General features: G+C 70.9%; 25 protein-coding genes. 11 read left to right on the top strand and 14 right to left on the bottom strand.

Annotation, left to right across the window (positions count from 1 at the left end; translation table 11 throughout):
- Positions 1 to 96: 96 nt before the first annotated feature.
- From D8M34_RS06945 to D8M34_RS06955, 3 genes are read right to left on the bottom strand one after another with little or no spacing between them, the layout of a single operon-like run.
- Positions 97 to 1,443: a phenylacetate--CoA ligase family protein gene (locus D8M34_RS06945; protein WP_102208731.1), complete on the bottom strand. Its 1,347-nt coding sequence runs from the start codon at positions 1,441 to 1,443 to the stop codon at positions 97 to 99.
- The gene (locus D8M34_RS06950; protein ID WP_025104619.1) at positions 1,440 to 2,498 is read right to left on the bottom strand and encodes a hypothetical protein; all 1,059 of its coding nucleotides are present in this window, start codon (positions 2,496 to 2,498) and stop codon (positions 1,440 to 1,442) included. Before D8M34_RS06950 ends, D8M34_RS06945 begins: the two co-directional genes overlap by 4 nt.
- A complete protein-coding gene (locus tag D8M34_RS06955) occupies positions 2,491 to 3,234 on the bottom strand; it encodes a CDP-alcohol phosphatidyltransferase family protein (protein WP_029989676.1) in 744 nt (247 codons plus the stop codon). Before D8M34_RS06955 ends, D8M34_RS06950 begins: the two co-directional genes overlap by 8 nt.
- Before the next feature lie 92 nt (positions 3,235 to 3,326).
- Here D8M34_RS06955 and D8M34_RS06960 point away from each other — a divergent pair, with 92 nt between their 5' ends.
- Genes D8M34_RS06960 through D8M34_RS06970 form a run of 3 tightly spaced genes read left to right on the top strand, consistent with a single transcriptional unit; the run spans position 3,327 to position 6,247 of the window.
- Positions 3,327 to 4,253 (top strand): glycosyltransferase family 2 protein, encoded by a 927-nt coding sequence (locus D8M34_RS06960; RefSeq protein ID WP_025104621.1) that lies wholly within the window; start codon positions 3,327 to 3,329, stop codon positions 4,251 to 4,253.
- A gap of 51 nt (positions 4,254 to 4,304) precedes the next feature.
- Positions 4,305 to 4,946 carry a hypothetical protein gene (locus D8M34_RS06965; RefSeq protein ID WP_025104622.1) on the top strand — a complete coding sequence of 214 codons (642 nt, stop codon included), beginning with the start codon at positions 4,305 to 4,307 and terminating at the stop codon, positions 4,944 to 4,946.
- Between the two features lie 14 nt (positions 4,947 to 4,960).
- Entirely contained in the window at positions 4,961 to 6,247 is a 1,287-nt protein-coding gene (locus tag D8M34_RS06970) for a hypothetical protein (protein ID WP_126893558.1), read from the top strand.
- Here D8M34_RS06970 and D8M34_RS06975 read toward each other — a convergent pair.
- Positions 6,244 to 7,422, bottom strand: coding sequence for a glycosyltransferase (locus tag D8M34_RS06975; RefSeq protein WP_238695610.1), 1,179 nt, complete (start codon positions 7,420 to 7,422; stop codon positions 6,244 to 6,246). The two genes, D8M34_RS06970 and D8M34_RS06975, sit on opposite strands and share 4 nt — an antisense overlap.
- Before the next feature lie 169 nt (positions 7,423 to 7,591).
- Here D8M34_RS06975 and D8M34_RS06980 point away from each other — a divergent pair, with 169 nt between their 5' ends.
- Positions 7,592 to 8,047 carry an adenylyltransferase/cytidyltransferase family protein gene (locus D8M34_RS06980; protein WP_025104624.1) on the top strand — a complete coding sequence of 152 codons (456 nt, stop codon included), beginning with the start codon at positions 7,592 to 7,594 and terminating at the stop codon, positions 8,045 to 8,047.
- A 6-nt stretch (positions 8,048 to 8,053) separates the two neighbouring features.
- Here D8M34_RS06980 and D8M34_RS06985 read toward each other — a convergent pair whose 3' ends face one another.
- Complete coding sequence (locus tag D8M34_RS06985) at positions 8,054 to 8,446, bottom strand: SIP domain-containing protein (RefSeq protein WP_102208730.1); 393 nt, start codon at positions 8,444 to 8,446, stop codon at positions 8,054 to 8,056.
- A gap of 109 nt (positions 8,447 to 8,555) precedes the next feature.
- On the opposite strand from D8M34_RS06985, the gene D8M34_RS06990 reads away from it, so the two are divergent.
- From D8M34_RS06990 to D8M34_RS07010, 5 genes are all read left to right on the top strand, one after another.
- A complete protein-coding gene (locus tag D8M34_RS06990; protein ID WP_238695611.1) occupies positions 8,556 to 9,056 on the top strand; it encodes a hypothetical protein in 501 nt (166 codons plus the stop codon).
- A complete protein-coding gene (locus tag D8M34_RS06995; protein WP_126893561.1) occupies positions 9,053 to 10,030 on the top strand; it encodes a cation transporter in 978 nt (325 codons plus the stop codon). Before D8M34_RS06990 ends, D8M34_RS06995 begins: the two co-directional genes overlap by 4 nt.
- Complete coding sequence (locus tag D8M34_RS07000; protein ID WP_126893562.1) at positions 10,027 to 10,929, top strand: alpha/beta fold hydrolase; 903 nt, start codon at positions 10,027 to 10,029, stop codon at positions 10,927 to 10,929. Before D8M34_RS06995 ends, D8M34_RS07000 begins: the two co-directional genes overlap by 4 nt.
- 9 nt (positions 10,930 to 10,938) lie before the next feature.
- The gene (locus tag D8M34_RS07005; protein WP_025104627.1) at positions 10,939 to 11,202 is read left to right on the top strand and encodes a glutaredoxin family protein; all 264 of its coding nucleotides are present in this window, start codon (positions 10,939 to 10,941) and stop codon (positions 11,200 to 11,202) included.
- Between the two features lie 67 nt (positions 11,203 to 11,269).
- Positions 11,270 to 13,033, top strand: coding sequence for an aldehyde dehydrogenase family protein (locus D8M34_RS07010; RefSeq protein ID WP_025104628.1), 1,764 nt, complete (start codon positions 11,270 to 11,272; stop codon positions 13,031 to 13,033).
- Between the two features lie 10 nt (positions 13,034 to 13,043).
- On the opposite strand, the gene pip is transcribed toward D8M34_RS07010, so the two are convergent.
- Both pip and ypfJ read right to left on the bottom strand, forming a co-directional pair.
- Complete coding sequence (pip, locus tag D8M34_RS07015; protein ID WP_126893563.1) at positions 13,044 to 14,015, bottom strand: prolyl aminopeptidase; 972 nt, start codon at positions 14,013 to 14,015, stop codon at positions 13,044 to 13,046.
- 70 nt (positions 14,016 to 14,085) lie between these two features.
- The gene (gene ypfJ, locus D8M34_RS07020; protein WP_126893564.1) at positions 14,086 to 14,967 is read right to left on the bottom strand and encodes a KPN_02809 family neutral zinc metallopeptidase; all 882 of its coding nucleotides are present in this window, start codon (positions 14,965 to 14,967) and stop codon (positions 14,086 to 14,088) included.
- 51 nt (positions 14,968 to 15,018) lie between these two features.
- Here ypfJ and D8M34_RS07025 point away from each other — a divergent pair, with 51 nt between their 5' ends.
- Positions 15,019 to 16,008 (top strand): malate dehydrogenase, encoded by a 990-nt coding sequence (locus tag D8M34_RS07025; RefSeq protein ID WP_126893565.1) that lies wholly within the window; start codon positions 15,019 to 15,021, stop codon positions 16,006 to 16,008.
- A 53-nt stretch (positions 16,009 to 16,061) separates the two neighbouring features.
- Complete coding sequence (locus tag D8M34_RS07030; protein ID WP_025104632.1) at positions 16,062 to 16,538, top strand: dehydrogenase; 477 nt, start codon at positions 16,062 to 16,064, stop codon at positions 16,536 to 16,538.
- A gap of 9 nt (positions 16,539 to 16,547) precedes the next feature.
- On the opposite strand, the gene D8M34_RS07035 is transcribed toward D8M34_RS07030, so the two are convergent.
- The 7 genes from D8M34_RS07035 to D8M34_RS18955 all read right to left on the bottom strand — a co-directional run.
- Positions 16,548 to 17,309: a PH domain-containing protein gene (locus tag D8M34_RS07035; protein WP_126893566.1), complete on the bottom strand. Its 762-nt coding sequence runs from the start codon at positions 17,307 to 17,309 to the stop codon at positions 16,548 to 16,550.
- Positions 17,306 to 18,517: a hypothetical protein gene (locus D8M34_RS07040; RefSeq protein ID WP_025104634.1), complete on the bottom strand. Its 1,212-nt coding sequence runs from the start codon at positions 18,515 to 18,517 to the stop codon at positions 17,306 to 17,308. Before D8M34_RS07040 ends, D8M34_RS07035 begins: the two co-directional genes overlap by 4 nt.
- Complete coding sequence (locus D8M34_RS07045) at positions 18,517 to 18,813, bottom strand: hypothetical protein (protein ID WP_062635420.1); 297 nt, start codon at positions 18,811 to 18,813, stop codon at positions 18,517 to 18,519. The genes D8M34_RS07040 and D8M34_RS07045 overlap by 1 nt, the downstream gene beginning before the upstream one ends.
- The gene (locus D8M34_RS07050) at positions 18,810 to 19,112 is read right to left on the bottom strand and encodes an SAV_915 family protein (protein WP_085604937.1); all 303 of its coding nucleotides are present in this window, start codon (positions 19,110 to 19,112) and stop codon (positions 18,810 to 18,812) included. The genes D8M34_RS07045 and D8M34_RS07050 overlap by 4 nt, the downstream gene beginning before the upstream one ends.
- A 19-nt stretch (positions 19,113 to 19,131) precedes the next feature.
- Positions 19,132 to 23,106 (bottom strand): type VII secretion protein EccCa, encoded by a 3,975-nt coding sequence (eccCa, locus tag D8M34_RS07055; protein ID WP_126893567.1) that lies wholly within the window; start codon positions 23,104 to 23,106, stop codon positions 19,132 to 19,134.
- Positions 23,103 to 24,284: an FHA domain-containing protein gene (locus D8M34_RS07060; RefSeq protein ID WP_025104638.1), complete on the bottom strand. Its 1,182-nt coding sequence runs from the start codon at positions 24,282 to 24,284 to the stop codon at positions 23,103 to 23,105. The genes eccCa and D8M34_RS07060 overlap by 4 nt, the downstream gene beginning before the upstream one ends.
- Before the next feature lie 50 nt (positions 24,285 to 24,334).
- Positions 24,335 to 25,092 (bottom strand): hypothetical protein (locus D8M34_RS18955; RefSeq protein WP_202976257.1); only part of this gene is annotated, 758 nt, incomplete at its 5' end.

Genomic DNA, 25,092 nt, shown 5'->3' on the forward strand with positions numbered 1-25,092 from the left:
GTGTGCAGTATCGGTACGCACCGCCTACCCGGACGGGCGACGGCCACGGCACAGTTTACACACGCTCGGACGACGATCGTTGTGTAACCGAGATATTCACGACGGATCCCCGGACAGATCGGTGCCGACCGAACTGCGGATGAAGCGCATCTTCCCGCCGACCTGAGGAATGTGGTCGACGCGCTCGACACGAACGGGGACGAGGCCTCTGGTCGCATGACGCAGCTTCGCCTCCGCGCCGTCGATGCCGGCCTGTACGTCCTGCCCGTCCGCGGGTATGCACCGCAGCGTCACCGCGTAATCCGAGTCCTGGACGATCTCGAACTGACGGATGGACAGGGGCGCGTCGTCGAAGATGTGTCCGAGAGCGCCCGCGATCGTGGTCCCATCCGGCAGGCGCACGGCATCGGAGGAGCGGCCCGAGATCGCGCCCAGGCGAGGAAGCCCCCGCCCGCACGCGCACACCCCTGGTCGATAGCTGCTGATGTCGCCGAGACGATATCGGACGATCGGGAAGACCCGGTTCGTCAGATCCGAGACGATGACCTCTCCTTCCCGTCCCTCGGGCAGGACCCGATCCGCCTCATCGACGATCTCGATGCGTCGCACGTCGGAGAAGACGTGGAGTCCGCTCTGCTCGGCGCACTCACCCGCCATCCAGGGGATCTCGGCCGAGCGGTAGTGGTCGTAGCACGGCGCGCCGAAGGCGTCCTCGATCTCCGCCCTCGTACCAGGGGACAGCGGAGCAGCCGTCACGGCCACGGCCGCCGGCGGAACGACCCGGAGCCCCAGTCGACGCATCCGTCGGACCGTGTCCAGGACGCCGCCGCCATAGCCGATCAGGAAACGGGGCTCCACCCGGTTCCAGCGCTCCACGAACGCTCGCACCGCATCGTCCGTGATCTGGAAGGCGTCGAGCTGCACCCGTCGCGAGGGGAGCCACCCGAGGTCGTGGCGCAGGCGGGCCGCCCCGGTGAGCACGTGGCGCGTCACGATCGCCCGGTCATCCCAGGGTTTCACCCCCCACCAGTCGAACAGGCGCCACTCGAGTGCGCGGGCAGGAAAACGGAGGTCTCGCAGCAGGTGCAGCGGCAGACCCGTACTCCCACCCGTCTTCGAGACGACGCTGGTGCGCGCATCGGCTTCATCCGTGCGAATGCTCTCGAAGTTCTCGCGGAGCATCGTCTTGTCGACGATGGGCAGCGAGGAGAACGACGCGGGGTCGCGCAGATCCTCGGCGGAGAAGCCGTGCGCGGAATACAGCTCGCGGTAGAACGCGCTGTGCTCGAACGCGAAGCGCGCGTGCGCGGCGGACCTCTGGGCGCTCAGCTCGATGGCCTCCTCCGGAGGCAGAGCATCCACGACGAGGAAGTCCCGATAAGCGGCCGTGCTGCTCCGTCCGCCCGCCGCAGTCTTGAGACGGAAAGCCGCTTCTCGCATCATGTCTCCTCCTTCGTGCGGCCACGGGGACGGACGCGGGAGTGCCGAGCTCGAAGCGCCGAACGGTACGCGTGTGCGTGGGCAGCGCCGGCGTCGTCCCACTCGCGCCGAGACAGGTCCGGTCTCTCCGTGGTGATCTGCCGCACCGCGGCCAGGGCGGCACGCAGCCGCTCACCATCCAGCTCGCCGTCGTACATCTGCACCCACTCCGGCCCCACCTCGGCGGCGAGCGCCTCATTGGGCGCATTGCGCGGCACGAGGACTGGCCGATCGAGCGACAGCGCTGCGAGCACGCTCCCAGAGTTGTGCATGAATCGATAGGCCAGCACGACCAGCTCGGAACCCGTGACGAGCTCGACCAGCTCGGCGTCGCTCAGAAACTCCAGACGGAGCGTGACCTGCGGCAGGTCCGCCACACGCTCGCGCAGATCGTCGGCCAGGTCCGCGCTCGACGCCTTCCCGCCGATGACGACACTCATCTCGGGATCGACGGCGACGGCAGCGGCGTAGGCATCGACGAAGCCGGACACTCCCTTGTACCGTCGGACCCCTCCGAACGTTCCCATTCGTCCGCGGATCCGCTCCGCTCGCGGCTGCGGCCGGTACCAATCCCGGTAATGGCCGTGCAGGATGAGCGACTGCGCCGTTCCGGCAGGGAGCGGAGTCGTCTCGTTCAACACGATGCGGTGATCGGCCTGGCGGTCGATCCGTCGCAGCAGCCACAGCCGGGCGGCGTTGTCGTCCGGCAGTTCCAAGTTGTGCACCGTGCGCACGACCGCGATCCGCCGTGACAGGGAATGCCGTAACGAGAGCAGCGCCGTCAGGACGTATTTGCCGACGGAAGAGACGGCCGATCCCCCGTGGAGTTTCACCTCAGGCCAGTGCCAGTGGAACACGTCGTATCGACCGAGAAGGGCCTCGCGCCAGGAGAACCGGAGATGCTCGATGCCTGGCGTCGCAGTGAGCGCCTCATCCAGCATGGTGATGTAGGGATTCGTGGTGACCCGAGGCGCACCGAAGGACTGCATGACGCGGATCGGACGCTGGCCCTCAGACATGGATCGCCAACCCTCGGATCGACCGGTACCAACGCATCGCGGCGAGAAGAAGCATGAGCACGTTGATCACGGCCAGCGCGGTATAGAGGACGACGAAGACCGGCTGCCACCACAGCACCGCGAACACCAGGCAGAGGAAGCCGTAGTCCGTCGGGATGACCGCCAAGGAGTACAACCCACCGGACCGCCAAGCCTCCCGAGGCGTCTCAGCGGGCGCTTGAGGGTGCCGCAGACGGTGCACGCGGCGGAGGAAGTCGGCGGCGATGATCCCGAAGAAGAACACGTTGGCCGAAGCCGCGAACACCAGCGGGACGAGCAGCCAGCCGTCCGGAAGGTCGAAGAACCGGAACCAGCAGACGAGCACCGCGAGATGGATGGTCGCGAGCTTGATCGCATCGAAGAAGTGGTCGAGCCACTCTCCCGCCAACGATCCGGAGCCTGTCAGCCGCGCGAGCTGGCCATCGGCGGAGTCGAGCGCGTAACCGAGGACGAGCAGGACGGATACGAGGATCGAAGACCAGATCTCGGGCGGCAAGGTGGCGATCAGGGCGACACCGGTCAGGGTGAACGCCGCGCTGACCAGTGTGACCTGCGTGGGGGTCATCCCCATCACGTACGCGAGCGCGGCCATCGGCCGACCGAGTGGTCGGTTGATGTAGCGGGAATAGGCCGCCGCCCCTTTGGACGACTTCTGCGCCTGCTGCAGGCGTCCCATCGCCGCTCGGATCTCTGACACGACAACTCCCCCAGGCGACGTCGAATGTAGCCTTCACTATATCCACAGGCTGCGCCCGGCTGATCTTCGCGTGCGGCCAGAGAGGAGCATGGATGAGCGCGCGGGTCCTCGCGGTGGTCGTCGTCAATTACGGCGCCGCCCGACTGCTCGAGTCGAACCTCGTCTCCACGGCCTCCGATGTTCCGGAGGCCCGGATCGTCGTCGTCGACAATCTGTCCACGCCGACGGAGCGGGAGACCGTGTCGGCGCTCTGCGCCGCGCGGGGCTGGGACCTCGTCCCGATGGCGACGAACGCCGGCTTCGGCGGCGGGGTGAACGCCGGCGCCGCGCACGCGTTCGACGTGCTCGGTGCCACCGACCTCCTGCTCCTCAACCCGGACGCCCGTATCGACGGCGGTTCCGTCGCCGCTCTGCTGGATGCCACGGCGGACGACCTGACCCTCGCCTCTCCCCGCGTGGTCGACGCGGACGGTCGCGTGTGGTTCGCCGGGATGGACGTCTATCTGGACGACGGTGCGATGGGCGGCCCGCGGAGGCGGCGGGAGCAACCCTCGGCACGGCGGCTGCCGTGGATCAGCGGCGCGTGCATGCTCATCCCGCGATCCGTGTGGGAACTGACGGGAGGCTTCCACGAGGAGTACTTCCTCTACTGGGAGGACGTCGACATCTCCGTGCGCGCCGCACGCGCGGGTGCGCGGCTGGTGGTGGTCGACGACGCGACGGCCATCCATGACGAAGGCAGCACTCATCGCGGTCGCGGGCAGCGAGCCGAGGCGAAATCCGAGCTCTACTACTACTACAACATCCGGAACCGCCTGCTCTTCGCGGCGCTGCATCTCGACGACGATGACGTCGCGGCATGGGAACGGTCGGCTCCGCGCAACGCCTGGCAGGTGCTGCTCCGGGGCGGCCGGCGACAGTTCCTCCGCCCCCTTCCGCCGCTGCGCGCAGCATGGCGCGGGGTCAGGGATGGAAGACGATTCCTGTCCCGGCACCGCTCGACAGGGGCGCCAGTCTAAACTCGGAGCACCGTCTCTCGCACCGCGAGGACACCGGGGAGTGGGGATCACATGAAGGACGTGCACGAGGACAACGCACCGGGACGCCGACGCGTCTGGCTTCCCCTGACGATCCTGGTCGTGGTGGTCGGTCTCGCCGTGGCCGCCGCGTTCCTCGTTCCCCCGATGCTGACTCCCGCCGGGCAGCCGGAACCGACGAGCACGCCGACCGTCCCGCCCCGTGACATCGTGTCCACCGACGCGCCGCGCCCGACGGAGACGCCGCGGCCCGCTCCGTCGGAGAGCGGCCTCCCGTTCGCCGAGCTCACGCCGGTGGAGCCCAACGCCACGATCGTCGCGGAGGGTGCGGACATCCTCCTCGCCCGCGTGGAAGCCGTGCAGGGCGAGGCGGCACTCGCCGGGGAGACTTCGGGTCCTGCCGTGCGCGCCACTGTCAGGATCGTCAACACCGGCTCCGAACCGCTCGACCTCGACTACGTCGCTGTGAACGCGTATTCCGGCGCCGACCGGGCACCCGCCGGCACGCTGACCCGGCCCGGTGGCGTGCCGTTCGAGGGGATGCTCTCCCCCGGAGACGCCGCGGAGGGCGTCTATCTGTTCACCATTCCGGAGGAGGACCGTGAGGACGTCACCCTCACGGTCGACTACCTCTTCGGCGCGGAGGTCGGTGTCTTCCGCGGCGACCTCCGCTGATCGGAGACCTCCGTATGCGCAGCGTGACGTCGTGGACGACCACCTCCATCGTCGCCGCGGCCGCAGCCGCAGCGTCGGCGGTGCGGTTCACGTTCGGCCCCGGTATCAGCATCTCCGTCGTCGTGGCCGTGGTCCTGCTGCCGGTCTGGTGGCCGGCGTTGCGCGGCTACCGTTTCGCTCGGCCGTTGCTCGCGCTCGCAGCCGGCGCGGCGGTCTGGGGAGCGGCGACCACCCTCCTCGAGACCACGCGGGCGGCCTCGACGAGCCTCATGCTCGAACAGTCCCTCACGCTTCTGTCCCTCGCGGGAGGCATCGGCGTGCTCCTGTGGGCGCGGAGCGAGCTCGGCCTCGGCGCCACGGCCATCGCGTTCGGGGTGGGAGCACTGGCGAATGTGGCTCTCACGGGAGGCAACCCCGCCAACCTCTGGAAGTACTCCCTCGCTGTCCCGGTCATCATCGTCATCCTGGGCTTCACGTCGACCTCCCGGCGGCGGTCGTTGGATCTGCTGGCACTCGCCCTCCTCGCGGGCGTCTGCCTCTTCTCGGACTCGCGATCGATGACGTCCTTTCTCCTCCTTGCCGCCGTGATCGTGCTGTGGCAGATCTTCCTTCCGGCGGGAACCAGGCGTCCGCGCCCTGCACAGACCCTGGTGCTCCTGGGCGTGTTGAGCCTCGCCGCGTTCAGCATGCTGCAGGCTCTGATCCTTGAGGGAGTCCTCGGCGACGCCGCGCAGCAGCGCACGCAGGCCCAGATCGACACCTCCGGGGCGCTGATCGCCGGCGGGCGGCCAGAGTTGGGCGCCGCGACCGCCTTGATCTCCGCCCGCCCGCTGGGCTTCGGGAGCGGGACCCTGCCCACCTCACAGGACGTCTGGATCGCCAAGACCGGCATGAGCGAGCTCAACTACGATCCGGACAACGGGTACGTCGAGGGCTACATGTTCGGCGGGCAGTACGAAGTGCATTCGGTGCTCGGCGACCTGTGGCTGCGCTTCGGTCCGTTGGGCGCGGCGTTCGCGCTCGTCCTTCTCGGATGCGCAATCTACGCCGTAGCCCGCGCCGTCTCCCTCAAGGCCGCCCCCGGCATCGTCGTGTGGCTCACTCTGCTCGGAGCGTGGGACACGTTCTTCAGCCCTCTGCTCACCTCCTCCCGGACTCTCGCGCTGCTGTTCGCGCTGACCGCGATCCCCGCCGCCGTCGCCGTCCGTCGCGGGACCGCACCGGCCCCGAGATCTCGTCTGCCCTTCTCTGCGCCGCGCCGCGACCACGCCGCCCGCACCTCGCGGACGGTCGAGGACTAGAGCTCGCCCGGCTTCATGGCCTCGGCATCGATGGCGCGGATGATCCGCAGCGTCGCGGTGTCCGGCTCCGGCTCGCCCGCCGCCGCCCTCTCCTCACGCCGCCGACGGGGCGCGTAGACGACGAGGGAGTGGAACAGGAACCGGGCGAAGAAGGCCACGATGAGGGACAGCGCGGTCGCCAGGACGCTGGAGATGTGCCATGTCTCGACCATGAGCGCCATCACCGGGATGCGCAGGGCCGCCTCGACGTTGTTGAACGTGAAGGACGCCGCGAAGCGCACCCCGGCGCTGCGGGCGTCGGTGCGCATGTCGGCGAAGACGAAGCGCTCCTGCAGCAGGAAGTTGCCGATGATCGTGACCTCGGCGCCGATGATGGCCGCCCAGACGTAGGGGACGCCCGCCGCCGTCAGGGCCCACATGATCGCGAGGTTGGCGATGGCGCCGAGCACGCCGATCGCCGCGAACAGCGACATCTTCCCGAACCGCAGCCGTGCGAGATGAGCGATGAACGTGGCCCCCTGGCGCAGGCTCGCCTTCGAGGTGCCGTGTCGACGCTCGGCGAACTCCATCGGGATCTCCGCGATCCGCAGATCCGTCCGGGCGAGGATCTCCAGGAGGATCTTGAAGCCCTGCGGCTGCAGTGCATCCAGCCGCAGGCGACGCCGGTCGACGAGGAAGAACCCGGTCATCGGGTCGGTGCTCCGGGCGAGCCGACGGGGGAACATCGCGCGGGTCAGCCACGTCGCGGCGCGGGACACGCCGAAGCGCACGGCCGTTCCCAGGCCGCTCGTGTCTCCGCCGCCGACGTAGCGGGAGGCCGCGACCACGTCCGCGTCGCCGTCCGCGAAGCGGTCCAGCAGTGTCGGCAGCAGCTCGGGGGGATGCTGGAGGTCGCCGTCCATCACGATGCAGACATCGGCCGCCGCGGCGCCCAGGCCGACGACGACCGCTCCGCCGAGGCCTCCGACGTTGTCCGAGCGATGGATCACCCGCACCGGGATCGGGGCGTCGACCGCGACGCGCTCCACCTCGGCCGCGGTGTCGTCGCTGCTGTCGTCGACGAAGAGGATCTCGGCGTCCCGTCCCGCCAAGGCCGCGGCCGTGCGCTCCACGAGCTCGGCGACGTTGTCGCGCTCGTTGTACGTCGGCACGATGACCGTGACCCCTGCCCCCAACGTGGTCCCCTTCGTCGTTCCGCAGCCCCATCGGCTCCGGCATCCATCGTTCCATGGGTTCCTATGGGCTGCAGGACACGTTCCTGCTAGAGTGTCGTCTGCGGCTGTGGGAGTCGCACCGAACGGGTGGGGATCCGTTCGACTGGGGAATGATCGATCTGGGGAGATCATGGGGACGCGTATCGGCTATGCCGTCGGAGCTTTCGACCTTTTTCACGTCGGGCATCTGAATCTGCTGCGACACGCCAAACAGCACTGCGACATCCTGGTCGCCGGCGTCGTGAGCGACGAGATGCTGCGTCAGGTCAAGGGGATCGAGCCGGTCATCCCGACCGCCGAACGTGCCGAGATCGTCCGGCACATCTCCTTCGTCGACGACGTCTACGTCGAGACGACGCCGTCGAAGATGGACTCGTGGCGCGACGTGCGCTTCACCCACTTCTTCAAGGGCGACGACTGGCGCGGCACCGAGAAGGGCCTCCGGCTGGAGAGCGAGTTCGCGGAGGTGGGCGTCGAGGTCGTGTACTTCCCGTACACCGCGCACACGTCGAGCTCGGCGCTCCGCCGCGCGCTCGACGCGATCACCGCCAACGCCACGGCATCCGCGGTCGGCGCGACCCGCTGAGGCGGGTCAGTTCGCGACGCCGAGGAGGCTGCGCGCCATCCGCGCCACGTGCGGCGGCGTGTGCGGACCGAGCCACACCGTCCAATGCTCCGGGGGCTCGCTGCACGTCCACTCCAGGCACCACGCGTAGACGGCGTTCGCGAGGCGCTCGCCACGCGCGTGGGCGCGCGTCCCCTCGGCCCGTACGAGCCAGCGGACCGAGACCCCCGGGGGGACGTCGATGTGCCGGAACTGGATGCGGGCCGCCGCTTCGATGAGGATGACGCCGTGCGCGTCCCACGGGAGCCGCGACGCGACGCGCGCGATGGCTCCGGCATCGGCCGCATCCCCGGCGATGAGCACCGCTCCTTCCATCGCTTCCCAGTCCGGATCCTCCAGGTGCTCGCACGCGCTGCTCATACCTCCACTATAGGTAAGGCTACCCTTACCTTCAAGGGCGACTAGCCTTCGACGGTTGCGCTCGTCAACGCCGTTGGCCGGCGACGTCGCCGCGGGGCAGCCTTGTTCCGTGAGCAGCAACAGGAATCGACGGATCTCCGCCGGACGACGCCTGATCGGCGCCCTGGCCGGCCTCATCGTGGCCACAGCCCTCGGCGGATGCGGGATGACGGTCCCCGCGGACCCGGACGGCACCCTGGACCGGGTCACGGGCGGGGAGCTGCGGGTCGGCACCTCGCCCGACCCGGGCCTCGTAGAAGTCGACGGCGGCGAGCCGCGCGGGCCAGTCGTGGATCTCGTCGACGACTTCGCCGCGAGCGTCGACGCGGACGTCACGTGGACGGTCGCGACCGAGGAGAGCCTGGTGGGCATGCTGGAGACGGGCGACCTCGACCTCGTGGTCGGCGGACTGACGCCGGACACCCCGTGGATCGACAAGGCGGGCGTGACCCGCGGCTATCCGGGTATCGAGGGCGCGGGAGATCGGGAGCTCGTCATGCTCGTGCCCCTCGGCGAGAACGCCTTCCTCTCGGCCCTCGAGGCCTCTCTCGACGAGGAGGTCGCTCGATGACCGGGACGAAGCAGTTCGGGCGCACCGAGCTCCCCGACGAACAGCAGCAGGCCACGCGCAAGGCCGTGCGCTGGGAGATCTTCACGATCGTCTACACCTCGATCACGATCACCGTGATCGCGCTCGTCGTGGGCGAGTCCCAGGCGATGCGCACGGCGTGGATCGAGGACATGCTGTCGCTCATCCCGCAGTTCGCCTTCCTCCTCGCGCTCCTGTTCGTGCGGCGACGCCCCACCCGGAAGCACCCCTACGGCCTCCACCGCGCGATGGGCGTCGGCCACCTCGTCGCCGGTGTCGCGCTCCTCGCGGTCGGCCTGAACCTCGCCGCCGAGGCCGTCGCCGGGCTCATCCGCGGGGAGCATCCGACCATCGGCACCGTACAGGTTTTCGGCCAGACGATCTGGCTCGGCTGGCTGATGGTCGCCGTCATGGCCGTCGTGATCGTCGGGCCGGTGTTCTTCTACGGTCCGGCCAAGGCCAAGCTCGCCCCCGTCCTGCACAACAAGCTGCTCTACGCCGACGCCGACATGGCCAAGGCCGACTGGCAGACGACGGTCGCCTCCATCGTCGGAGTGCTGGGCGTCGGCGCGGGCATATGGTGGCTCGACGGAGTTGCGGCCCTCTTCATCTCCCTGGGGATCATCTGGGACGGCTTCCGCAACACGAAGACGGCGATCGTCGACCTCATGGACCAGCGCGCCCGCACCTTCGACAGCGCGGAGCCGCATCCGCTGGCCCGCGATGTCGTCTCCTACCTGCGCAGCCGCCCCTGGGTGGATCAGGCTGCCGTGCGCATGCGGGATCAGGGCCAGGTGTTCCACATCGAGGCGTTCGTGGTGCCGCATCATCATGGCGTCCGCACGGCCGACCTGACCGCCGCGTCCGAGGGTATCGCCGACCTGGACTGGAAGGTGCAGGACGTGGTGATCGTCCCGGTCGAGAAGCTGCCGGACGAAGCGGACCCCGTTCGATGAGCATCTCCGACGAGGCGCTGTTCCCCGGCTTCACGACCACGCGGATCCCGACTGCGGAAGCGGACATCCTCGTGCGCCACGGCGGCTCGGGGCCGCCCGTGGTGCTGCTGCACGGCCACCCCCGCACCTCGGCGACCTGGCATCGGGTGGCCCCGCTCCTCGTCGAGCGCGGCTTCACGGTGATCTGCCCCGACCTGCGCGGATACGGGCGTTCCTGCGGCCCGGCGCCCACCGCCGATCATGCGGCCCATTCCAAACGCGCCGTCGCCCGCGACATCCGCACCGTCGCCGAGCGACTCGGCCATGAGAGCTTCCGCCTCGTCGGGCACGACCGTGGCAGCTACGTCGCGCTCCGACTCGCCCTCGATCACCCGGAGACCGTCGAACAGGTCGCCCTGCTGGACTGCCTGCCGATCTCGGAGCACCTCCGACGCTGCGACGCGACCTTCGCCGCGCACTGGTGGCACTGGTTCTTCTTCGCCCAGCCGGACATCCCGGAGCGCGTCATCGGCGCGGACCCGGAGGCCTGGTACGCGCCCAAGGCCGACCCGGCGACGATGGGCACGGCGAACCACGCCGAGTTCCTGCAGGCGGTGCGGCAGCCGTCGGTCGTCCGGGCGATGCTCGAGGACTACCGTGCCGGCCTCACGATCGACCGCGCGCACGAGGAGGCCGATCGCGCCGCCGGGCGTCGGCTTCGGATGCCGACCCTCGTGCTGTGGTCCGAACGCGACGATCTCGAGGAGCTCTACGGCGACCCCCTCCGCATCTGGCGGGACTGGGCCGACGATGTCCGCGGCCACGGCATCGACAGCGGGCACCACATGGAGGAGGCGCCCGAACCTCTCGCCGCCGCACTGGCGGGCTTCTTCGGAGCCACCCCTCCCCCACGGCCGTAGGCTGGAGGCATGACCAACCCCGCCTCCGACACCATCACGATGTTCGGCGCCGACTGGTGCCGCGACTGCATCCGCACGAAGAAGCAGCTCGACGAGCTCGGCGTCGCGTACACGTATGTCGACCTGGTCGCCGACCCCGCCGCCGCGGACATCGCGAAGGACATCTCGGGCCGCACGAACATCCCCGTCGTGGTCTACCCCGACGCCTCGCACCACGTCGAGCCGTCGAACGCCGACGTGGAGTCGAAGCTGCGCGAGCTCTCGATCATCTGATCGTCCTCGCACTCGGCGGATCTCCGCGCGGACGCCTAAGCTGAAAGCCCGTTCGAAGGAGACGCCGATGACTTCTGCGCCCACGACCGCGCCCGCCACCCCCGCCCTCGGCGAGGGCGAGAAGGAACGGCTCGACGCCGCCGTCGCCGATCTGCAGACGGGGACCGCGGTGTGGACCGCGCTCACCGTGGCGCAGCGCGCGACGCTGCTCCGGCAGGTCCGCACGAGCGTCGCCGCGACCGCGGAGGACTGGGCGACGATCGCCGCCGCCTCCAAGGGCCTGGACGCGCGGCATCCGCTCCGCGGCGAGGAGTGGCTGAGCGGCCCGTACAGCGTCCTCGGAGCACTCGACGCCTCGATCGCCACGCTCACCCGGATCGCGAACGGCGCGAATCCGCTCGACGGCATCCGGGTCGACCGCGCACCCGGCGGCCGTGCGCGCGTACATGCCTTCCCCCTCACCGGCATCGACCGGTTCCTGCTGTCCGGCTTCACCGGCGAGGTCTGGCTCGAACCGGGGACCACGCCGAACACCGCCCGCGCGACCGCCGGTCTGGCACAGCGCACGCCGACGGTGTCCGGGGGCGTCGGACTCGTGCTCGGCGCCGGGAACGTGACCTCCATCCCCGTGCTGGACGTGCTGTACGAACTGCTCGCCCACAACCGCACCGCCCTGCTGAAGGTGAATCCCACGCAGGATGCGCTGGTCCCCGTCTACAAGCGCGCGCTCGCCCCACTCATCGAGCCGGGCCTGCTGCGGATCGTGCGCGGGGGCCCGGCCGCCGGCGCCTACCTCACCCAGCACCCCGGCCTCGCCCACGTGCACATCACCGGCTCGGCAGCGACCTTCGACACCATCGTCTGGGGACCGTCGACCGGCGAGGGGGCGGCCGCGACGAAGCGCCGCCGTCGCGAGAACCGCCCGCTGCTGAAGAAGCCCATCACCGCGGAACTCGGCGGGGTCTCCCCCATCATCGTCGTGCCGGGGAAGTGGACGGCCGCCGACCTCGCGTACCAGGCCGAGCACATCGCGACCATGCGCCTGCAGAACAGCGGCCACAACTGCATCGCGGGGCAGGTCGTCATCCTCTCCGCGGACTGGGACCAGGCCGACGACTTCCGCGCCGAACTGCGCCGCGCCTACGCCACCGCTCCGGAGCGCCCCATCTGGTACCCCGGCGCCCCCTCCCGCATGCAGTCCGCCGCGGACGACTACCCGGACGCCCTCGTGCTCGGCGACCGGCTCCTCGTCGAGATCGATGCCGACGACGACCCCTCGGCCCTGGAGAACACGGAGTACTTCGCGCCGGTCCTCGGCGTGGTGAGCCTGCCCGGCACGGGCCAGGAGTTCCTCGACGCCGCGGTCGCCCACGCGAACGAGAAGCTGCAGGGCACGCTCGGCGCGAACCTGCTCATCGACCCGGCGACCGAGAAGGCGCTCGGCAGCGGGTTCGAGCGCGCTCTCACCGCCTTGCACTACGGCTCGATCGCGATCAACGGCTGGACCGCCTTCGGGTTCATCACGCCGACGCTCACCTGGGGCGCGTTCCCCGGCGGCACGATCGATGACGTCGGCAGCGGCATCGGCGTCGTCCACAACGCCCTGCTCCTGGATCGGGTGGAGCGCTCCGTGCTGCGCGGCCCCTTCCGGCCGTTCCCGCGCTCGCTCCCCGTCGCGAACGGCGGAGGGCGGATGACCATCCTCCCCAAGCCGCCGTGGTTCGCCTCCTCCCGCACCGGTGCCGCCGTGAGCGAGGGCCTCACCCGCCATCGTGCGGACGGCGGCGCCCTCGGCCTCGTGAAGACACTGCTGCGCGCGCTCCGCGCCTGAGCGGAACGCGTCAGCCCTCGGGGCGGAACCGATCGGTCGCGGCGCGGAGAGCCGCGCGGATGCCGGGTTCGGCGGCGGAGTGCCCCGCGTCATCGATCACCTGGAAGTCGGCTTCCGGCCAGGCACGGTGCAGGTCCCACGCCGTCATCATCGGGGTGACCACGTCGTGGCGGCCCTGCACGATCACGGTCGGGATGTGCCGGATGGCGTGGATCCCCGCGAGCAGCTGCCCCTCGGCCCACCAGCCGCGGTGCACGAAGAAGTGGTTCTCGATGCGTGCGAAAGCGACGGCCCGGCGGGGATCGGCCATCGCCGCGATCTGCTCCGGGTCGGGGCGCAGCGTGACGGTCGCCGCCTCCCACGCCGCCCATGCGAGGGCCGCCGGTTCATGGACCGCCGGCTCCGGGTCGAACAGCCGCCGGTGGTACGCCTCGATCATCCGCGAGCGCTCCAGGACCGGGATCGGTGCGATGAAGTCCTCCCACGGGTCGGGGAAGAGCGCCGCCGCCCCGCCCTCGTAGAACCACTCGAGCTCGGCGCGACGGAGCGTGAAGATCCCGCGCAGGATCAGCTCGGAGACCACGTCGGGGTGGGCCTGGGCGTAGGCGAGCGCGAGGGCGCTGCCCCAGGACCCGCCGAACACCTGCCACGTCTCGATGCCGAGATTCTTGCGCAGCAGCTCGAGGTCGGCGATGAGGTGCGCGGTGGTGATGTGCCGGAGATCGGCCTCCGGCTCCGCGGCGGACGGCGTGCTCCGACCGCATCCGCGCTGATCGAGAAGGACGATCCGGTAGACGTCGGGGTCGAAGAACTGGCGCTGCCACGGCGAGGTGCCGCTGCCGGGGCCGCCATGGAGGAACACGACGGGTTTGCCCTCGGGGTTGCCGCTGATCTCCCAGGCCACGCGATGCCCGTCGCCGACGAGCAGCACTCCGGTCTCGTGCGGCTCGATGGGCGGATAGAGCCCCTCGGTGTTCGTCATGTTCGGTCCCCCAACCGGTCGTGCGGTCCTGCCGAGTCCACGTTATCTGACAACGGCGGGAGCGCCGGGTCTACGGGTCGAGCTGATCGGCGGGGAGGGTGAACACCTGCTCGCACGCATCGAGCCCGTTCTGGTATCCCTCCGCGAACCAGCGCTGACGCTGCTCGCTGGAGCCGTGGGTCCAGGTCTCCGGGTTCACCTGCCCGGACTGCTCCTGGATGTGATCGTCTCCGACGGTCGACGCCGCGTTCAGGGCGTCGCGGATCTGCTCCTCCGTCGGCTTCTCGAGGTACGGATCGCCGTCGGCGTCGGTCTGCTCGGTCGCGCGGCCGAGCCAGCCGCCGGCATAGCAGTCGGCCTGCAGCTCCATGCGCACGCCGTTGCTGCCGGGACCCGTCCCGTTGTTCGGGTACTTCTCCATCGCCCCGAGGAGGTTCTGGATGTGGTGACCCCACTCGTGCCCGACGATGTAGAGCTGCGCGAGGTTCCCGGCCGAGGCCCCGAACTGCTGCTGCATGAGCTGGAAGAACGTGGGGTCGATGTAGACGGTCTCCTCCGGCGGGCAGTAGAACGGGCCGACCGCGTTGGAGGCGGTCCCGCACTGCGTGGAAGTGGCTCCGTCGACGACGATGAGCTGCGGAGCCTGATACCCCTCCACGTTGTCCTCCCAGAAGGCGTCGAGCGCGAGCTGCGCCCCCGCCATCCGGCAGTCGACGTTCGCGTTCGCGTCGGCACCGCTGTCGCAGTTCTCGATGGCCGAACCGCCGGCGGGCTCGCTCCCACCCCCGGGCGCGCCGCCGACGAGTCCGCTCAGGTCGATGCCCAGCAGGGGGCCGGCGATGAGGGCGAGCAGGGCGAGCACGCCGACGCCGGAGCCGCCCGCGATCGCCGCCGTGCGTCCGCGGCGGCGCGTGGTGTTGCGGGAGAGGTCGGCGTCGGGATTGAACGTCATGCGTCGAGGGTACTCCGCGCGCCGACACCGCGACGGACGTAGGCTCGTGACATGGCCACCACGATCACCATCACCGGCGCGGGCGGACAGATCGGCTACGCGCTCCTCTTCCGCATCGCCGCCGGCGACATGCTCGGTCCGGATGAGAAGGTGCGGCTGCGGCTGCTGGAGATCCCGCAGGGGCTCGGCGCAGCGGAGGGCGCGGCGCTGGAGCTCCAGGACGGCGCATTCGACCTGCTTGAGCACGTGGAGGTGACCGATGACGCCGCGGTCGGCTTCGACGGCTGCGACCTCGCCCTGCTCGTGGGCGCCCGCCCCCGCGGTCCCGGCATGGAGCGCGGCGACCTGCTGGCCGCGAACGGCGGCATCTTCGGGCCGCAGGGCGCCGCCATCGCCGCGAACGCCGCCCCCGGCGTCCGCGTGACCGTGGTGGGCAACCCCGCCAACACGAACGCCCTGATCGCCTCCGCGGCGGCCGACGGCGTGCCCGCCGACCGCTTCACCGCCCTCACGCGGCTGGACGAGAACCGCGCACGGGCCCAGCTCGCCCAGACGCTCGGCGCCCCCGTGCACACGGTGCGGCGGGTGCCCACCTGGGGCAATCACTCGGCCACGCAGTTCCCCGACGTGTCGCATGCGACCGTCGGTGGGAAGCCCGTGCAGGATGCCCTGGAGCGGATCGTCGGCGACGTCCCGGCGTGGCTGGACCAGACGTTCATCCCCCGGGTCGCCAAGCGCGGCGCGGAGATCATCGAGGTCCGCGGGTCGTCCTCCGTCGCCTCCGCCGCGAGCGCGACGATCGACCATGTGCGCGACTGGGTCCGCGGGACCGAGGACTGGACCTCCGCCGCCGTCGTCTCGCGCGGGGAGTACGGTGTCCCAGAGGGCCTCGTCTCCTCGTTCCCCGTGCAGTCCGTCGACGGCGAGTGGCGCATCGTGGAGGGTCTGGAGATCGACGACCGGGCCCGCGCGCGCATCGACGCCTCGGTCGCGGAGCTCGTGGAGGAGCGGGACGCGGTCCGAGCCCTCGGACTGCTCTGATCCGGTCGCCGCGGGACACCTGGGCAGGGCAGAATAGAGGGCGGAGGTGCGGGATGAGCGACACGATTGACCCGGCGGGAACGACGCCGTCTCTCGACGATGCGCTGACGAGCCCGCTCCACCTCCCGCACGACGCAGCGAAGTGCCCGAAGTGCTTCACGGAGCTGCAGCAGAACCGCAACTTCTGGACCGCGCGTCCCGCGGGCTCCCGCCTGGTCGGCCTCGTCGTCGCCCGCGAGGGCATGCCGTCGGTCGTCGAGCAGCGCGCCGACCTCACCCGCTTCGGCGTGCCCATCGAGGGCTTCCGTCACCCGGCGCCGGACATCCTGGAGAGCTGGAACGACCGCCTCGCGCGACTCATCTCGACGCTCCGGACCGGAGACGTGGTCGTGGTGGCGAACATCCGGGCCCTGGGGCTCGACGCCGAAGAGGGCGCGCGCACCGTCGCTGAACTCCGGCGCCACGGGATCATCGTGAAGGTCCTCGGCCACGAGGCGCGTCATCTCGCCGACGCCGCCGGCGCCCGCTGAGAGGCACCGCTAGAACTCCCCGGACCGCAGGCGGGCGAGCGTGCCCGCACCGATCTCGGCACGGACGTCGGGACGGTTCGCGTAGAAGGTGACGAGCTCGGCCAGGAGCACAGGATCGCTCGCGAGGTCGGCCGCCGCCCACGAGGACGGCTGCGCGGTCGCCGTCCGCAGCACCACGCGGTTGCCTTCCAGGCCGGCGCCGACGACCTCCTCCCATGCCACGGCCACGTTGTTGCGCGGGATCCGAAGCTCCACCCCGTCCGGGCGCAGCGTCAGGCGATGGGCGGAGGGAGCCCGGAACCACGACCGGGTGCCGGCGATCGTCATGATCAGCGCGACCACCGGGAGGAGGAGCAGGGTGAGGAGCGGCAGTCGGTCTGCGGGCACCGTGAAGATGCTCCATGCCCACGCCGCGAGGAGCAGGGCCCCCACGGGCGCGAGGGCGCGCAGCGGCCAGACGATCCCCGCGGCCCCGCCGAACGCGATCGCCGGACCGTCGACGACCGGCCGGACGACTCGGACCCGCGAGACACGGGCATGGGCCACCAGCAGCCAGACGCCCACGGCGACGGCCGCGAGCACACCGATCCCCAGACCCTTCATCGCGGGAGCCGGATCGGCGAACAGGATCAGGCTGAACAGCAGGACCACGATGGCGAACACGACGCCGAACACGGTGAGTGCCGTGGTCGCCCGCTGCTGCCCCTGCCACCCCGGATGACCGGGTACCCAGATCGTCTCCGGAGACGTCGACTGCTGCTGCCCTGTCACCCGAACAGTCCCTTCCACGCCTTGCCGATGTTGTGCCCCGCGTCGCCCACGAAGTCGGTCGTGTTCTCCCAGGCGTCCTCCGCGAAGTCCGTCGTGGCGTCCCATGCATCCGCCATGCCGGCGTCGATCGACTCCCGGACGTCCTGCGGCACCCAGTTCTCGTACGCCCACACCGCACCGGCACCGACCGCCACCGCGGCCCCGCCGACGACCACCGCCGTGCCCCAGACCGGGAGCGTGACGACACCGGCCGCCGCGAGCGCGGCGACCCCGGCAGCCGCAGCCGCGCCACCCGCCGCACCGCCGATGATCTCCACCGCGGTGGACGACGGGTCATCGCCCGACGACATCGCCGAGCCCAGGTTCCAGGCGTCGACGCCCCAGCCGATGAACGGCACCGCCCGACTCGCGCGAGAGAGTCCGCGGGCCAGATCCTCGGCCTCGTCAGCCGCCCACCGCATGCCGGTGGGGTTGGCGGCCTCGGCGGCGGCCTTGACGGCAGGGTTGCCGGAGCGCAGCTCGCGAACGAAGTCCGATGCTCCGAGACGCAGATCCTCCGCGTGGGAGGTGAGCTCGGCCGCCGTCTCCGCCCACGCCAGGCCCTGGCCCTCGAGGTAGATCTTCGGGACCTCGCCGCTCGCCTCCCGCAGACCGGACAGGATCTTGTCCGCCGTGGACTGGCTCGGCATGGTCCCGAGGAAGCCGTCGAGGTTCTCGCTGATCCACACCTCGAGCTCGCCCCACCAGGAGCCGACGTCGGCGGCGATCTCGTTGTACAGCTCGATGCGGTCGAGGTGCTCCTGCCACTCGTCCCAGTAGGGGTCGTCGCGCGAGGTGGGGCACACCGGGATCAGGGACACCGGCCGGCCGATGATCATCCCGTTGACCGGGAGCCCCGCCGCCCGCGCATTGTCGCGGTGCGTCGCGAAGTCCTCCTTCATGCGCCGCAGCTGCCCGGCGTACGACCGGAGCTTCTCGGCGGCGTCACGGGCGAGGTCCTTGATCTCCTTCGCGGCGTCGGTCGTGCGCGAGAGGATCGTGACGTAGTCGTCCGCCGACTCGCCGTACCAGTGCCCGCGCACGCCGGTCGGGATGAAGGTCGTGACGTTGGAGGAGACGTCTGCGGCGTCCTTCAGGTCGGGGTCGAGCCAGTCCGCGGCCGCCTGCACCTGGTCGGCGTCGCCGTACGTGGTCGTGTCGATCGTCATCAGAGGTCCTCGACGATGGCCGCGACCGGGTCGAGCTGGTCGATCACGTCCTGCTCGTTCGTCTCCGCGTCGTCGGCGATGGCGCGGACGATCTCTCCCAGGGTGCCGTTGATCCGGTAGAGGGCGTCGACGCCCTCCCCCACCCGCTGCATGATCGCGGCGACCGTGTCGGAGGCGAGCCCGCCGTCGACGGCCGTCGGGATGCCGGAGAGCTTCGTCTCGATGAGCTCGACCGCCTCCTCGTGCATGTCCGCATGGACGGCCATCACCTCCGGGTCCATCGCGATGCGGCTCATGCGATGGCTCCGTTCCGGCGGTAGGACGCGGGCACGTCGAGGTCGAAGATCACGACATCGTAGGGCTGCGCCTCCTTGATCTGACCGAGGTCCTCGGTGCGCACCAGCACCCAGGGCTGCCGCTCGCCGGCGAGCTCCAGCAGCCGGTCGAGGGCGGTGTAGGCGAGCAGTGCACGCCGCCCGTCCTTCAGCTCCCGGATCTCGACGAGCTGCTCCTCGGGCGTCGACGTCACGCTCAGGGGCAGGTACAGCACGGGTGGGACCATCGGCGTTGCGGCCGGCATCGGTTCGAAGGTCATCTCGGTCTCTCCTCGGTTGTCACTCGTAGCTCGGCGGCACCCACAGCAGCTGCGCGGAGACGAGGCCCCGATCGCGGCTGACGATCTGCGCACGGCCCGGAATCGCGGGAACGGCCTTCACCTTGCCGATGAGCTGGCCCTCCTCGGGGCTGCCCGAGAGCAGGATGCCGGTCGCACCCAGGTCGGTCATGCGCTGGATGATCGGATCGTACGCGGCGCGGCTCGCCCCGCCGGTGCGGCGGGTGAGGATCACGTGGAGGCCGAGGTCGGCCGCCTGCGCGAGCAGCGGCGCGAGGACCGCAACCGGATTGCCCTGCGAGGTCGCCACGAGGTCGTAGTCGTCGATGAGGACGAAACCCTCCGCCCCCTTCCACCACGACCGGCTGCGGAGCTGGTCGGGCGTGACGTCGGGTCCGGGGATGCGGCTCCGGAAGAACTGCGCGAGCTCGTTCATCCCGCCCTCGGTCATCTCATGCGACGTGAGGTAGGCGCCGAGGTATTCCTGCGGGATCTCGCCGAGCAGGGCACGACGGTAGTCGACGACGAAGATCTTCGCCTCGGTCGGCCCGTACAGACGCGTGATCTCGTGCACGACGCCGCGGAGCATCGACGACTTGCCGGAGTCCGCGTCGCCGTACAGATACAGCAGCGGCTCGGCGACCGGATCGATCGAGAACGGGGCGAGGTTCGCCTCGTCGATACCCAGCAGCAGTTCGCGGGGCTCCGCGCCGTCCGGCGACTGCGCGGCCGCGACGGCGCGCAGATCGGCATGGCTGATGCGCGAGGGCAGCAGGCGCAGCTTGGGTCCTGCCGGTCCGTGCCACGCCGCCGCGACGCGGGCCACGAGGTCGTCGATCCCGTCCGGCAGGCTCGACGCGTCGTCCACGCCGTCGACACGCGGCAGCGCCGTGAGCATCTGCAGACCGCGGTCGTTGAGGCCGCGGCCGGGGATGGCCGTGACGTTCTCCGCCGCCTTGCGGTTGACCTCGGAGTCCGTCGGGTCGCCCAGACGCAGCTCGATGCGTGTGCCGATGAGGTCCTTGATGTTGGCCCGGATCTCCATCCAGCGCGCCGCCGTGATCACGACGTGGACGCCGTAGGTGAGACCGCGGGCGGCGATCGCCTGGATCTGCGGCTCCAGCATCTCGAACTCGGCGCGGAGCGTGCCCCATCCGTCGACGATGAGGAAGATGTCGCCGTAGCCGTCGTCGGCCAGTCCCTGCCCGCGGCGCTGCCGGTAGGCGTCGATCGAGTCGATGCCGTGCTGCCGGAAGTACACCTCGCGGGCGTTCAGCAGGCTGGTGACCTCAGCCACCGTGCGGCGGACGACGTCCGGCTCGGACCGCGTCGCGACGCCGCTGATGTGCGTGAAGTCCTGCATGCCGGTGAAGCTGCCGCCGCCGAAGTCGATGACGAAGAACTGCACCTCCTGCGGCGTGTGCGTGAGCGCCAGGGCGGCGACCGTCGTCCGCGCGAGCGTGCTCTTACCGCTCAGGGGCGCGCCGACGATGGCCATGTGTCCGGCCGCGCCGCCGAGCGAGACCGCGAGGTTCTCGCGGCGCTGCTCCAGCGGCACGTCGACGATGCCGAGCGGGACCGTGAGCGCTCCCGCCTTCCGCCAGCGCGGGGAGACGAGACCGAGCGACGGGTCCTCGACGAGGTCGCCGAAGAGCTGGTCGAGGGTGGCCGGTGTCACCAGCGGCGGCAGCCACACCTGATGCGCCGCGGGGCCGCGTCCCTTCATGGACTCGACCGCGATCTCGAAGGTGTTGCGCTTCTCCTCCGGCTCGGCGTCGACCACGACCTCCGGCTCGTCCACCGGCGCCTCCGCCCGCCACACCGGCGCGGCGGTGAACAGCTCGACCGCGGTCGAACCCGTGCTCTGGCCGGAGCCGGACGAGGCCCGACGACGACGACGCGGCGGTGGTCCGGACACGTACGCGGCGCGGAACTGCGTCATTGTCTCGGTGTCGGACTTCAGGATGCCGGCGCCCGGCTGCGTGGGCAGGTGATAGGCGTCCGGCACGCCGAGGACCGTGCGGGACTCGGCCGCCGAGAACGTCCGAAGACCGATGCGGTAGGAGAGGTGCGTGTCGAGGCCGCGCAGCTTGCCCTCCTCCAGCCGCTGGGAGGACAGCAGCAGGTGCACCTGCAGCGAGCGGCCGAGCCGGCCGATGTTGACGAACGTGTCGACGAACTCCGGTTTGGCCGACAGGAGCTCGGAGAACTCGTCGGCGACGATGAGCAGGGCCGGCAGCGGCGCCAGGTCGGTGCGGCCGCCGCGACGCGCCTTCTCGTAGTCGGCCACGTTGGCGAACGGACCGGTGGCCCGCAGCAGCTCCTGTCGGCGCACCATCTCGCCCTGGAGCGCGTCCTGCATGCGGTCGACGAGGGAGATCTCCTCACCGAGGTTCGTGATGATGGCCGAGACGTGCGGCATGTCGGCCATGCCGGCGAACGTCGCGCCACCCTTGAAGTCGACGAGCACGAAGTTGAGCTGCTCCGGCGAGTGGGTCATCGCGAGCGCGAGCACGAGCGTGCGGAGCACCTCCGACTTCCCCGAGCCGGTGGCACCGATGATGAGGCCGTGCGGGCCCATACCCTGCTGCGCCGATTCCTTGATGTCGAGGATGAGCGGGCTGCCGTCGTCGGTCTGACCGATCGGCACGCGGAGCCGGTCGCGCTCCAGGCGCGGTGCCCAGGCGGCGTCGAGGTCGAGGTCGCGCACATCGGGAAGACCGAGGAGCTCGACGAGCTCGGCCTGGCCGGTCGCGCTCTTCTTGCTCGCGATCGCCGTGCCGCCCGAGTACAGGGCGATGAGCCGACGAGCGGTCGCCTCGGCCTCGACGATGGTGATCGCGTCGGCCTCGAACGGGCGTGCGGGCACCTGCAGGCTGACGAGCTCGGCGCGTGTGCTCGCACCGCCGGTCTCGAACGCGATGCGCAGGGCGTTCGGGTCGTCGAGGTCGCCCCACCGGGCGGGCAGGTCGATCACGGTGACACCCTGGACGCCGTCGCCGGTGACGAGGGCGTCGTTGAACGACGTCGTGGCGCCGTCCGTGACGATGACGATGTGCGGCGTCTTCGGTCCGGAGCCGTCGCGGGCGAAGCGCGAGCGCTCGCGCACCTCGGGCGGCAGCATGTCTTCGAGCTCGGACAGCTGCGAGCCGATCATCCGGGCGGCGCCGAGGCCGTCCCGCACGGTGCGCGAGTGCGTGTGCGGCAGCCATTTCGCCCACTCCCACTGCGGGAGCACGCCGGTGTCCGCGGCGATGACGATCTGCAGCACGTCGGGGTCGTGCATGGTGGCCGCGTGCAGCAGCATTGCCCTCGCCAGCGCGCGCGTCTCGTCCTCGTCACCCGTGATCTCGATGCGGGCGTAGTCGCGGAGGGTGACGCCGAGCGGGAGGTTCTTCTGGACCTCGTGCGTCAGCATGAAGCGGTGCGCGGCCGAGGCGGCGACGGGGTCGAGCTGCGCCAGTGGCGGGAGCTCCGGGGCTTCGAGCGTGACGCACAGCGGCTGATCGGTGACGCCCACGCGGACGGACAGGAAGTCGGGGTCGTTGACGCCGCGCTCCCAGACGCGGGTGCGCTCCTCCGCGAGATACGGCAGCGTCGACGGCGCCGGCAGGTGCCAGTTCGCGGAGCGGCGCTGCTGGCGGGCGGCGACGCGGACGGTCTGCCGCAGCTCGGTCAGATACGCGAGGTACTCGCGGCGGGCACCGAGCGTGGCCGCCTGCCGCTGGGAGCGCTGGCGCCACCCGTTGACGGCGACGAAGCCGAGTGAGGACAGCAGGAACATGCCGCCGGTGAGCAGACCCGTGACGGACTGGTTCGACATGGTGACCATGACGATCGCGCCGACGCTGCCGAGCATGGGCAGTAGCGACCCGAGGATCCCGATGCCGCCGTCGTTCGGCTGCAGCTCCGGCGGGGCCTGGACCGGGAGCCTCCCGGAGGGGACACGGGGCGGGGCGAGACGGGGTCCTGTCATGCTCTCTCTCCGGCGCTGCTGTCGGTGCCCAGCAGAAGGCTGATGGTGAAGCTGCGGTTGCCCATGCGGACACGGTCGGCATCGTCGAGGAGCACGCGCTCGCCGGCGACCAGCTCGGTCGTCTGGCCGTCGTCGCTGCGGACGTCGGAACCGTTCGTGGAACCGAAGTCGGTGACCCACGTGCGGCCGCGGGAGTGCTCGATGCGCAGATGCGTCTTCGAGACCGAAGCGTCGGGGTCGGTGACGACGATGAGGCGGTCGTCGTGCGCGCTGGCGACGGGGCCGCGCCCGAGGTTCGCGGCGACGGGGAGGGCGAGCTGCACCCGCTGGCCGGTGTCGAAGATGAGCAGGAGCGCCCCGGTCTCCGGCGCGGGAGCCTCGGCGCCCGTCTGCGGCGCCGGGGCGGGGGCGACGGTGAAGAGCGGCCGATCCGATCCGGGTGCTGCCGGTTCCGGGGTCTCGGTACGGCGGGAGGCGGCGCGGGCGTCGGTGGGCTGGGAGTCCTCGTCCACGACGGACGGCGCCGCCACCAGCGGCACGACCTGCGGCGGAGCGAGCGGAGCGGCCTCCACCGCGGCAGGAGCCGGCGGAGCCTCGACGGCCGCCTTGGCGGGCACGGCGACCACGACGGTGCCGGCGACGCGGTCGGCCCAGGACTGCCGTCTGCCGCCGCGATCCCAGGCGCTGGAGGCGACGACCACCCAGCTGCCGACAGCCACGAGGAAGCCGGCTCCGGTGATGATGCCGCGGACGAACTGGCGCCCGATCCCCGGCGACCACGGCCGGTCGGCGCGCGCGCTGCGCAGGCGCAGCACGGCGTTGCCGAGGGTGAGGCCGGTCCGCGCTTCCAGCACCCAGAGGAACAGGGCGAGCTCGAAGACCGTGAGGGCGGCGAGCAGCACGCTCTGCGTCAGCACGAGGACGACGGCGGAGGCGAGGAACACGGCAGCCGCGTCGAGGGTGAAGGCCGCGATCCGCTGAACGGTGCCGGCGGGGGCTCCGCGGAAGGCGGGGCCGAGTCCCTCGGCCGGCCGAGGGACGGTGCGCCGCGACGAGGCGATCGGCGTGGGCGGCGCGGGCGTCTGGCGCAGCGGCGTGCCGTCGACACCGGGGGGCGCCGCGATCAGGGCGGGCGGCAGCGCAGGGATCTCCCCCGGACGGTCTCCGCCGGGCGCCATCGGCGGGATCGGACCCCCGCTCGGCCAGGACTGTGATGGGCCGTTCCCGCTCATCCGGCCATCATTCCACGAACCAGGGAGAGCGCATTCGCGTACAGCAGGGCCGACGGCAGGGCGAGCGCGACGGCGAGCCATTCGAACGCGTCTCCGACCCGCGACCAGACCAGCGACTTCGCGCCCTTGGACACCGGGATGACGACGGCGACCGCCGCCAACCCGACGAGGAACAGCAGGGCCGCTCCGAGCAGGTGGAAGCCGCTCCCGAGGGCCGCCGCGACCTGGATGCCGGCGACGAGGCAGACCACGGCGGCCGCGGCGCGGGGGAACCATCGGAGGAGGCGGGAGGTGGTGTGCCGCGGCGTGAGCAGCAGGGCGAGCGCGAGGCAGCAGAGCAGGGCGATCCCGCCGGAGACCACGAACGCGTCGTCGGGCCAGGGCCGGAGGAACGCGACCGGAGCCATCACCGCGGCCACGATGCTCAGCACGGCGGTGCCCGCGATGAGTCGCGCGGAGGAATCGTCGACGACCGCGGTGATGCGCTCCGGACGCAGCAGCCCGACCGAGTCGGGGATGGCTCCGCGCACGGTCCACCGGCTGGTCATGAAGTGCTTGTAGTCGATGAAGTAGCCCTCGGGCAGGTTGACGAGGCTGCTCGGGAGGGCACGCAGGCCCAGCGGCACGAGGCCGAGCGAGAGGGCGGCGGCCTCCGCCTCCCCCCACCGCAGCAGCAGGGCGAGGCCCCAGACGGCGGCCAGGCCCACGAGCAGCACCGTCGCCGTGCCGGCGGCGGCGCGCATCGGCCGAGCCC

Source organism: Microbacterium sp. HSID17254 (genome assembly GCF_003989315.1).
Lineage (GTDB): Bacteria > Actinomycetota > Actinomycetes > Actinomycetales > Microbacteriaceae > Microbacterium.

What these genes read in the sequence shown, in the direction of transcription:
- D8M34_RS06945 (WP_102208731.1), bottom strand. Translation starts at nt 1,443, where the DNA reads ATGATGCGAGAAGCGGCTTTCCGTCTCAAGACTGCGGCGGGCGGACGG.
- D8M34_RS06950 (WP_025104619.1), bottom strand. Translation starts at nt 2,498, where the DNA reads ATGTCTGAGGGCCAGCGTCCGATCCGCGTCATGCAGTCCTTCGGTGCG.
- D8M34_RS06960 (WP_025104621.1), top strand. Translation starts at nt 3,327, where the DNA reads ATGAGCGCGCGGGTCCTCGCGGTGGTCGTCGTCAATTACGGCGCCGCC.
- D8M34_RS06965 (WP_025104622.1), top strand. Translation starts at nt 4,305, where the DNA reads ATGAAGGACGTGCACGAGGACAACGCACCGGGACGCCGACGCGTCTGG.
- D8M34_RS06970 (WP_126893558.1), top strand. Translation starts at nt 4,961, where the DNA reads ATGCGCAGCGTGACGTCGTGGACGACCACCTCCATCGTCGCCGCGGCC.
- D8M34_RS06980 (WP_025104624.1), top strand. Translation starts at nt 7,592, where the DNA reads ATGGGGACGCGTATCGGCTATGCCGTCGGAGCTTTCGACCTTTTTCAC.
- D8M34_RS06985 (WP_102208730.1), bottom strand. Translation starts at nt 8,446, where the DNA reads ATGAGCAGCGCGTGCGAGCACCTGGAGGATCCGGACTGGGAAGCGATG.
- D8M34_RS06995 (WP_126893561.1), top strand. Translation starts at nt 9,053, where the DNA reads ATGACCGGGACGAAGCAGTTCGGGCGCACCGAGCTCCCCGACGAACAG.
- D8M34_RS07000 (WP_126893562.1), top strand. Translation starts at nt 10,027, where the DNA reads ATGAGCATCTCCGACGAGGCGCTGTTCCCCGGCTTCACGACCACGCGG.
- D8M34_RS07005 (WP_025104627.1), top strand. Translation starts at nt 10,939, where the DNA reads ATGACCAACCCCGCCTCCGACACCATCACGATGTTCGGCGCCGACTGG.
- D8M34_RS07010 (WP_025104628.1), top strand. Translation starts at nt 11,270, where the DNA reads ATGACTTCTGCGCCCACGACCGCGCCCGCCACCCCCGCCCTCGGCGAG.
- pip (WP_126893563.1), bottom strand. Translation starts at nt 14,015, where the DNA reads ATGACGAACACCGAGGGGCTCTATCCGCCCATCGAGCCGCACGAGACC.
- ypfJ (WP_126893564.1), bottom strand. Translation starts at nt 14,967, where the DNA reads ATGACGTTCAATCCCGACGCCGACCTCTCCCGCAACACCACGCGCCGC.
- D8M34_RS07025 (WP_126893565.1), top strand. Translation starts at nt 15,019, where the DNA reads ATGGCCACCACGATCACCATCACCGGCGCGGGCGGACAGATCGGCTAC.
- D8M34_RS07030 (WP_025104632.1), top strand. Translation starts at nt 16,062, where the DNA reads ATGAGCGACACGATTGACCCGGCGGGAACGACGCCGTCTCTCGACGAT.
- D8M34_RS07040 (WP_025104634.1), bottom strand. Translation starts at nt 18,517, where the DNA reads ATGACGATCGACACGACCACGTACGGCGACGCCGACCAGGTGCAGGCG.
- D8M34_RS07045 (WP_062635420.1), bottom strand. Translation starts at nt 18,813, where the DNA reads ATGAGCCGCATCGCGATGGACCCGGAGGTGATGGCCGTCCATGCGGAC.
- D8M34_RS07050 (WP_085604937.1), bottom strand. Translation starts at nt 19,112, where the DNA reads ATGACCTTCGAACCGATGCCGGCCGCAACGCCGATGGTCCCACCCGTG.
- eccCa (WP_126893567.1), bottom strand. Translation starts at nt 23,106, where the DNA reads ATGACAGGACCCCGTCTCGCCCCGCCCCGTGTCCCCTCCGGGAGGCTC.
- D8M34_RS07060 (WP_025104638.1), bottom strand. Translation starts at nt 24,284, where the DNA reads ATGGCGCCCGGCGGAGACCGTCCGGGGGAGATCCCTGCGCTGCCGCCC.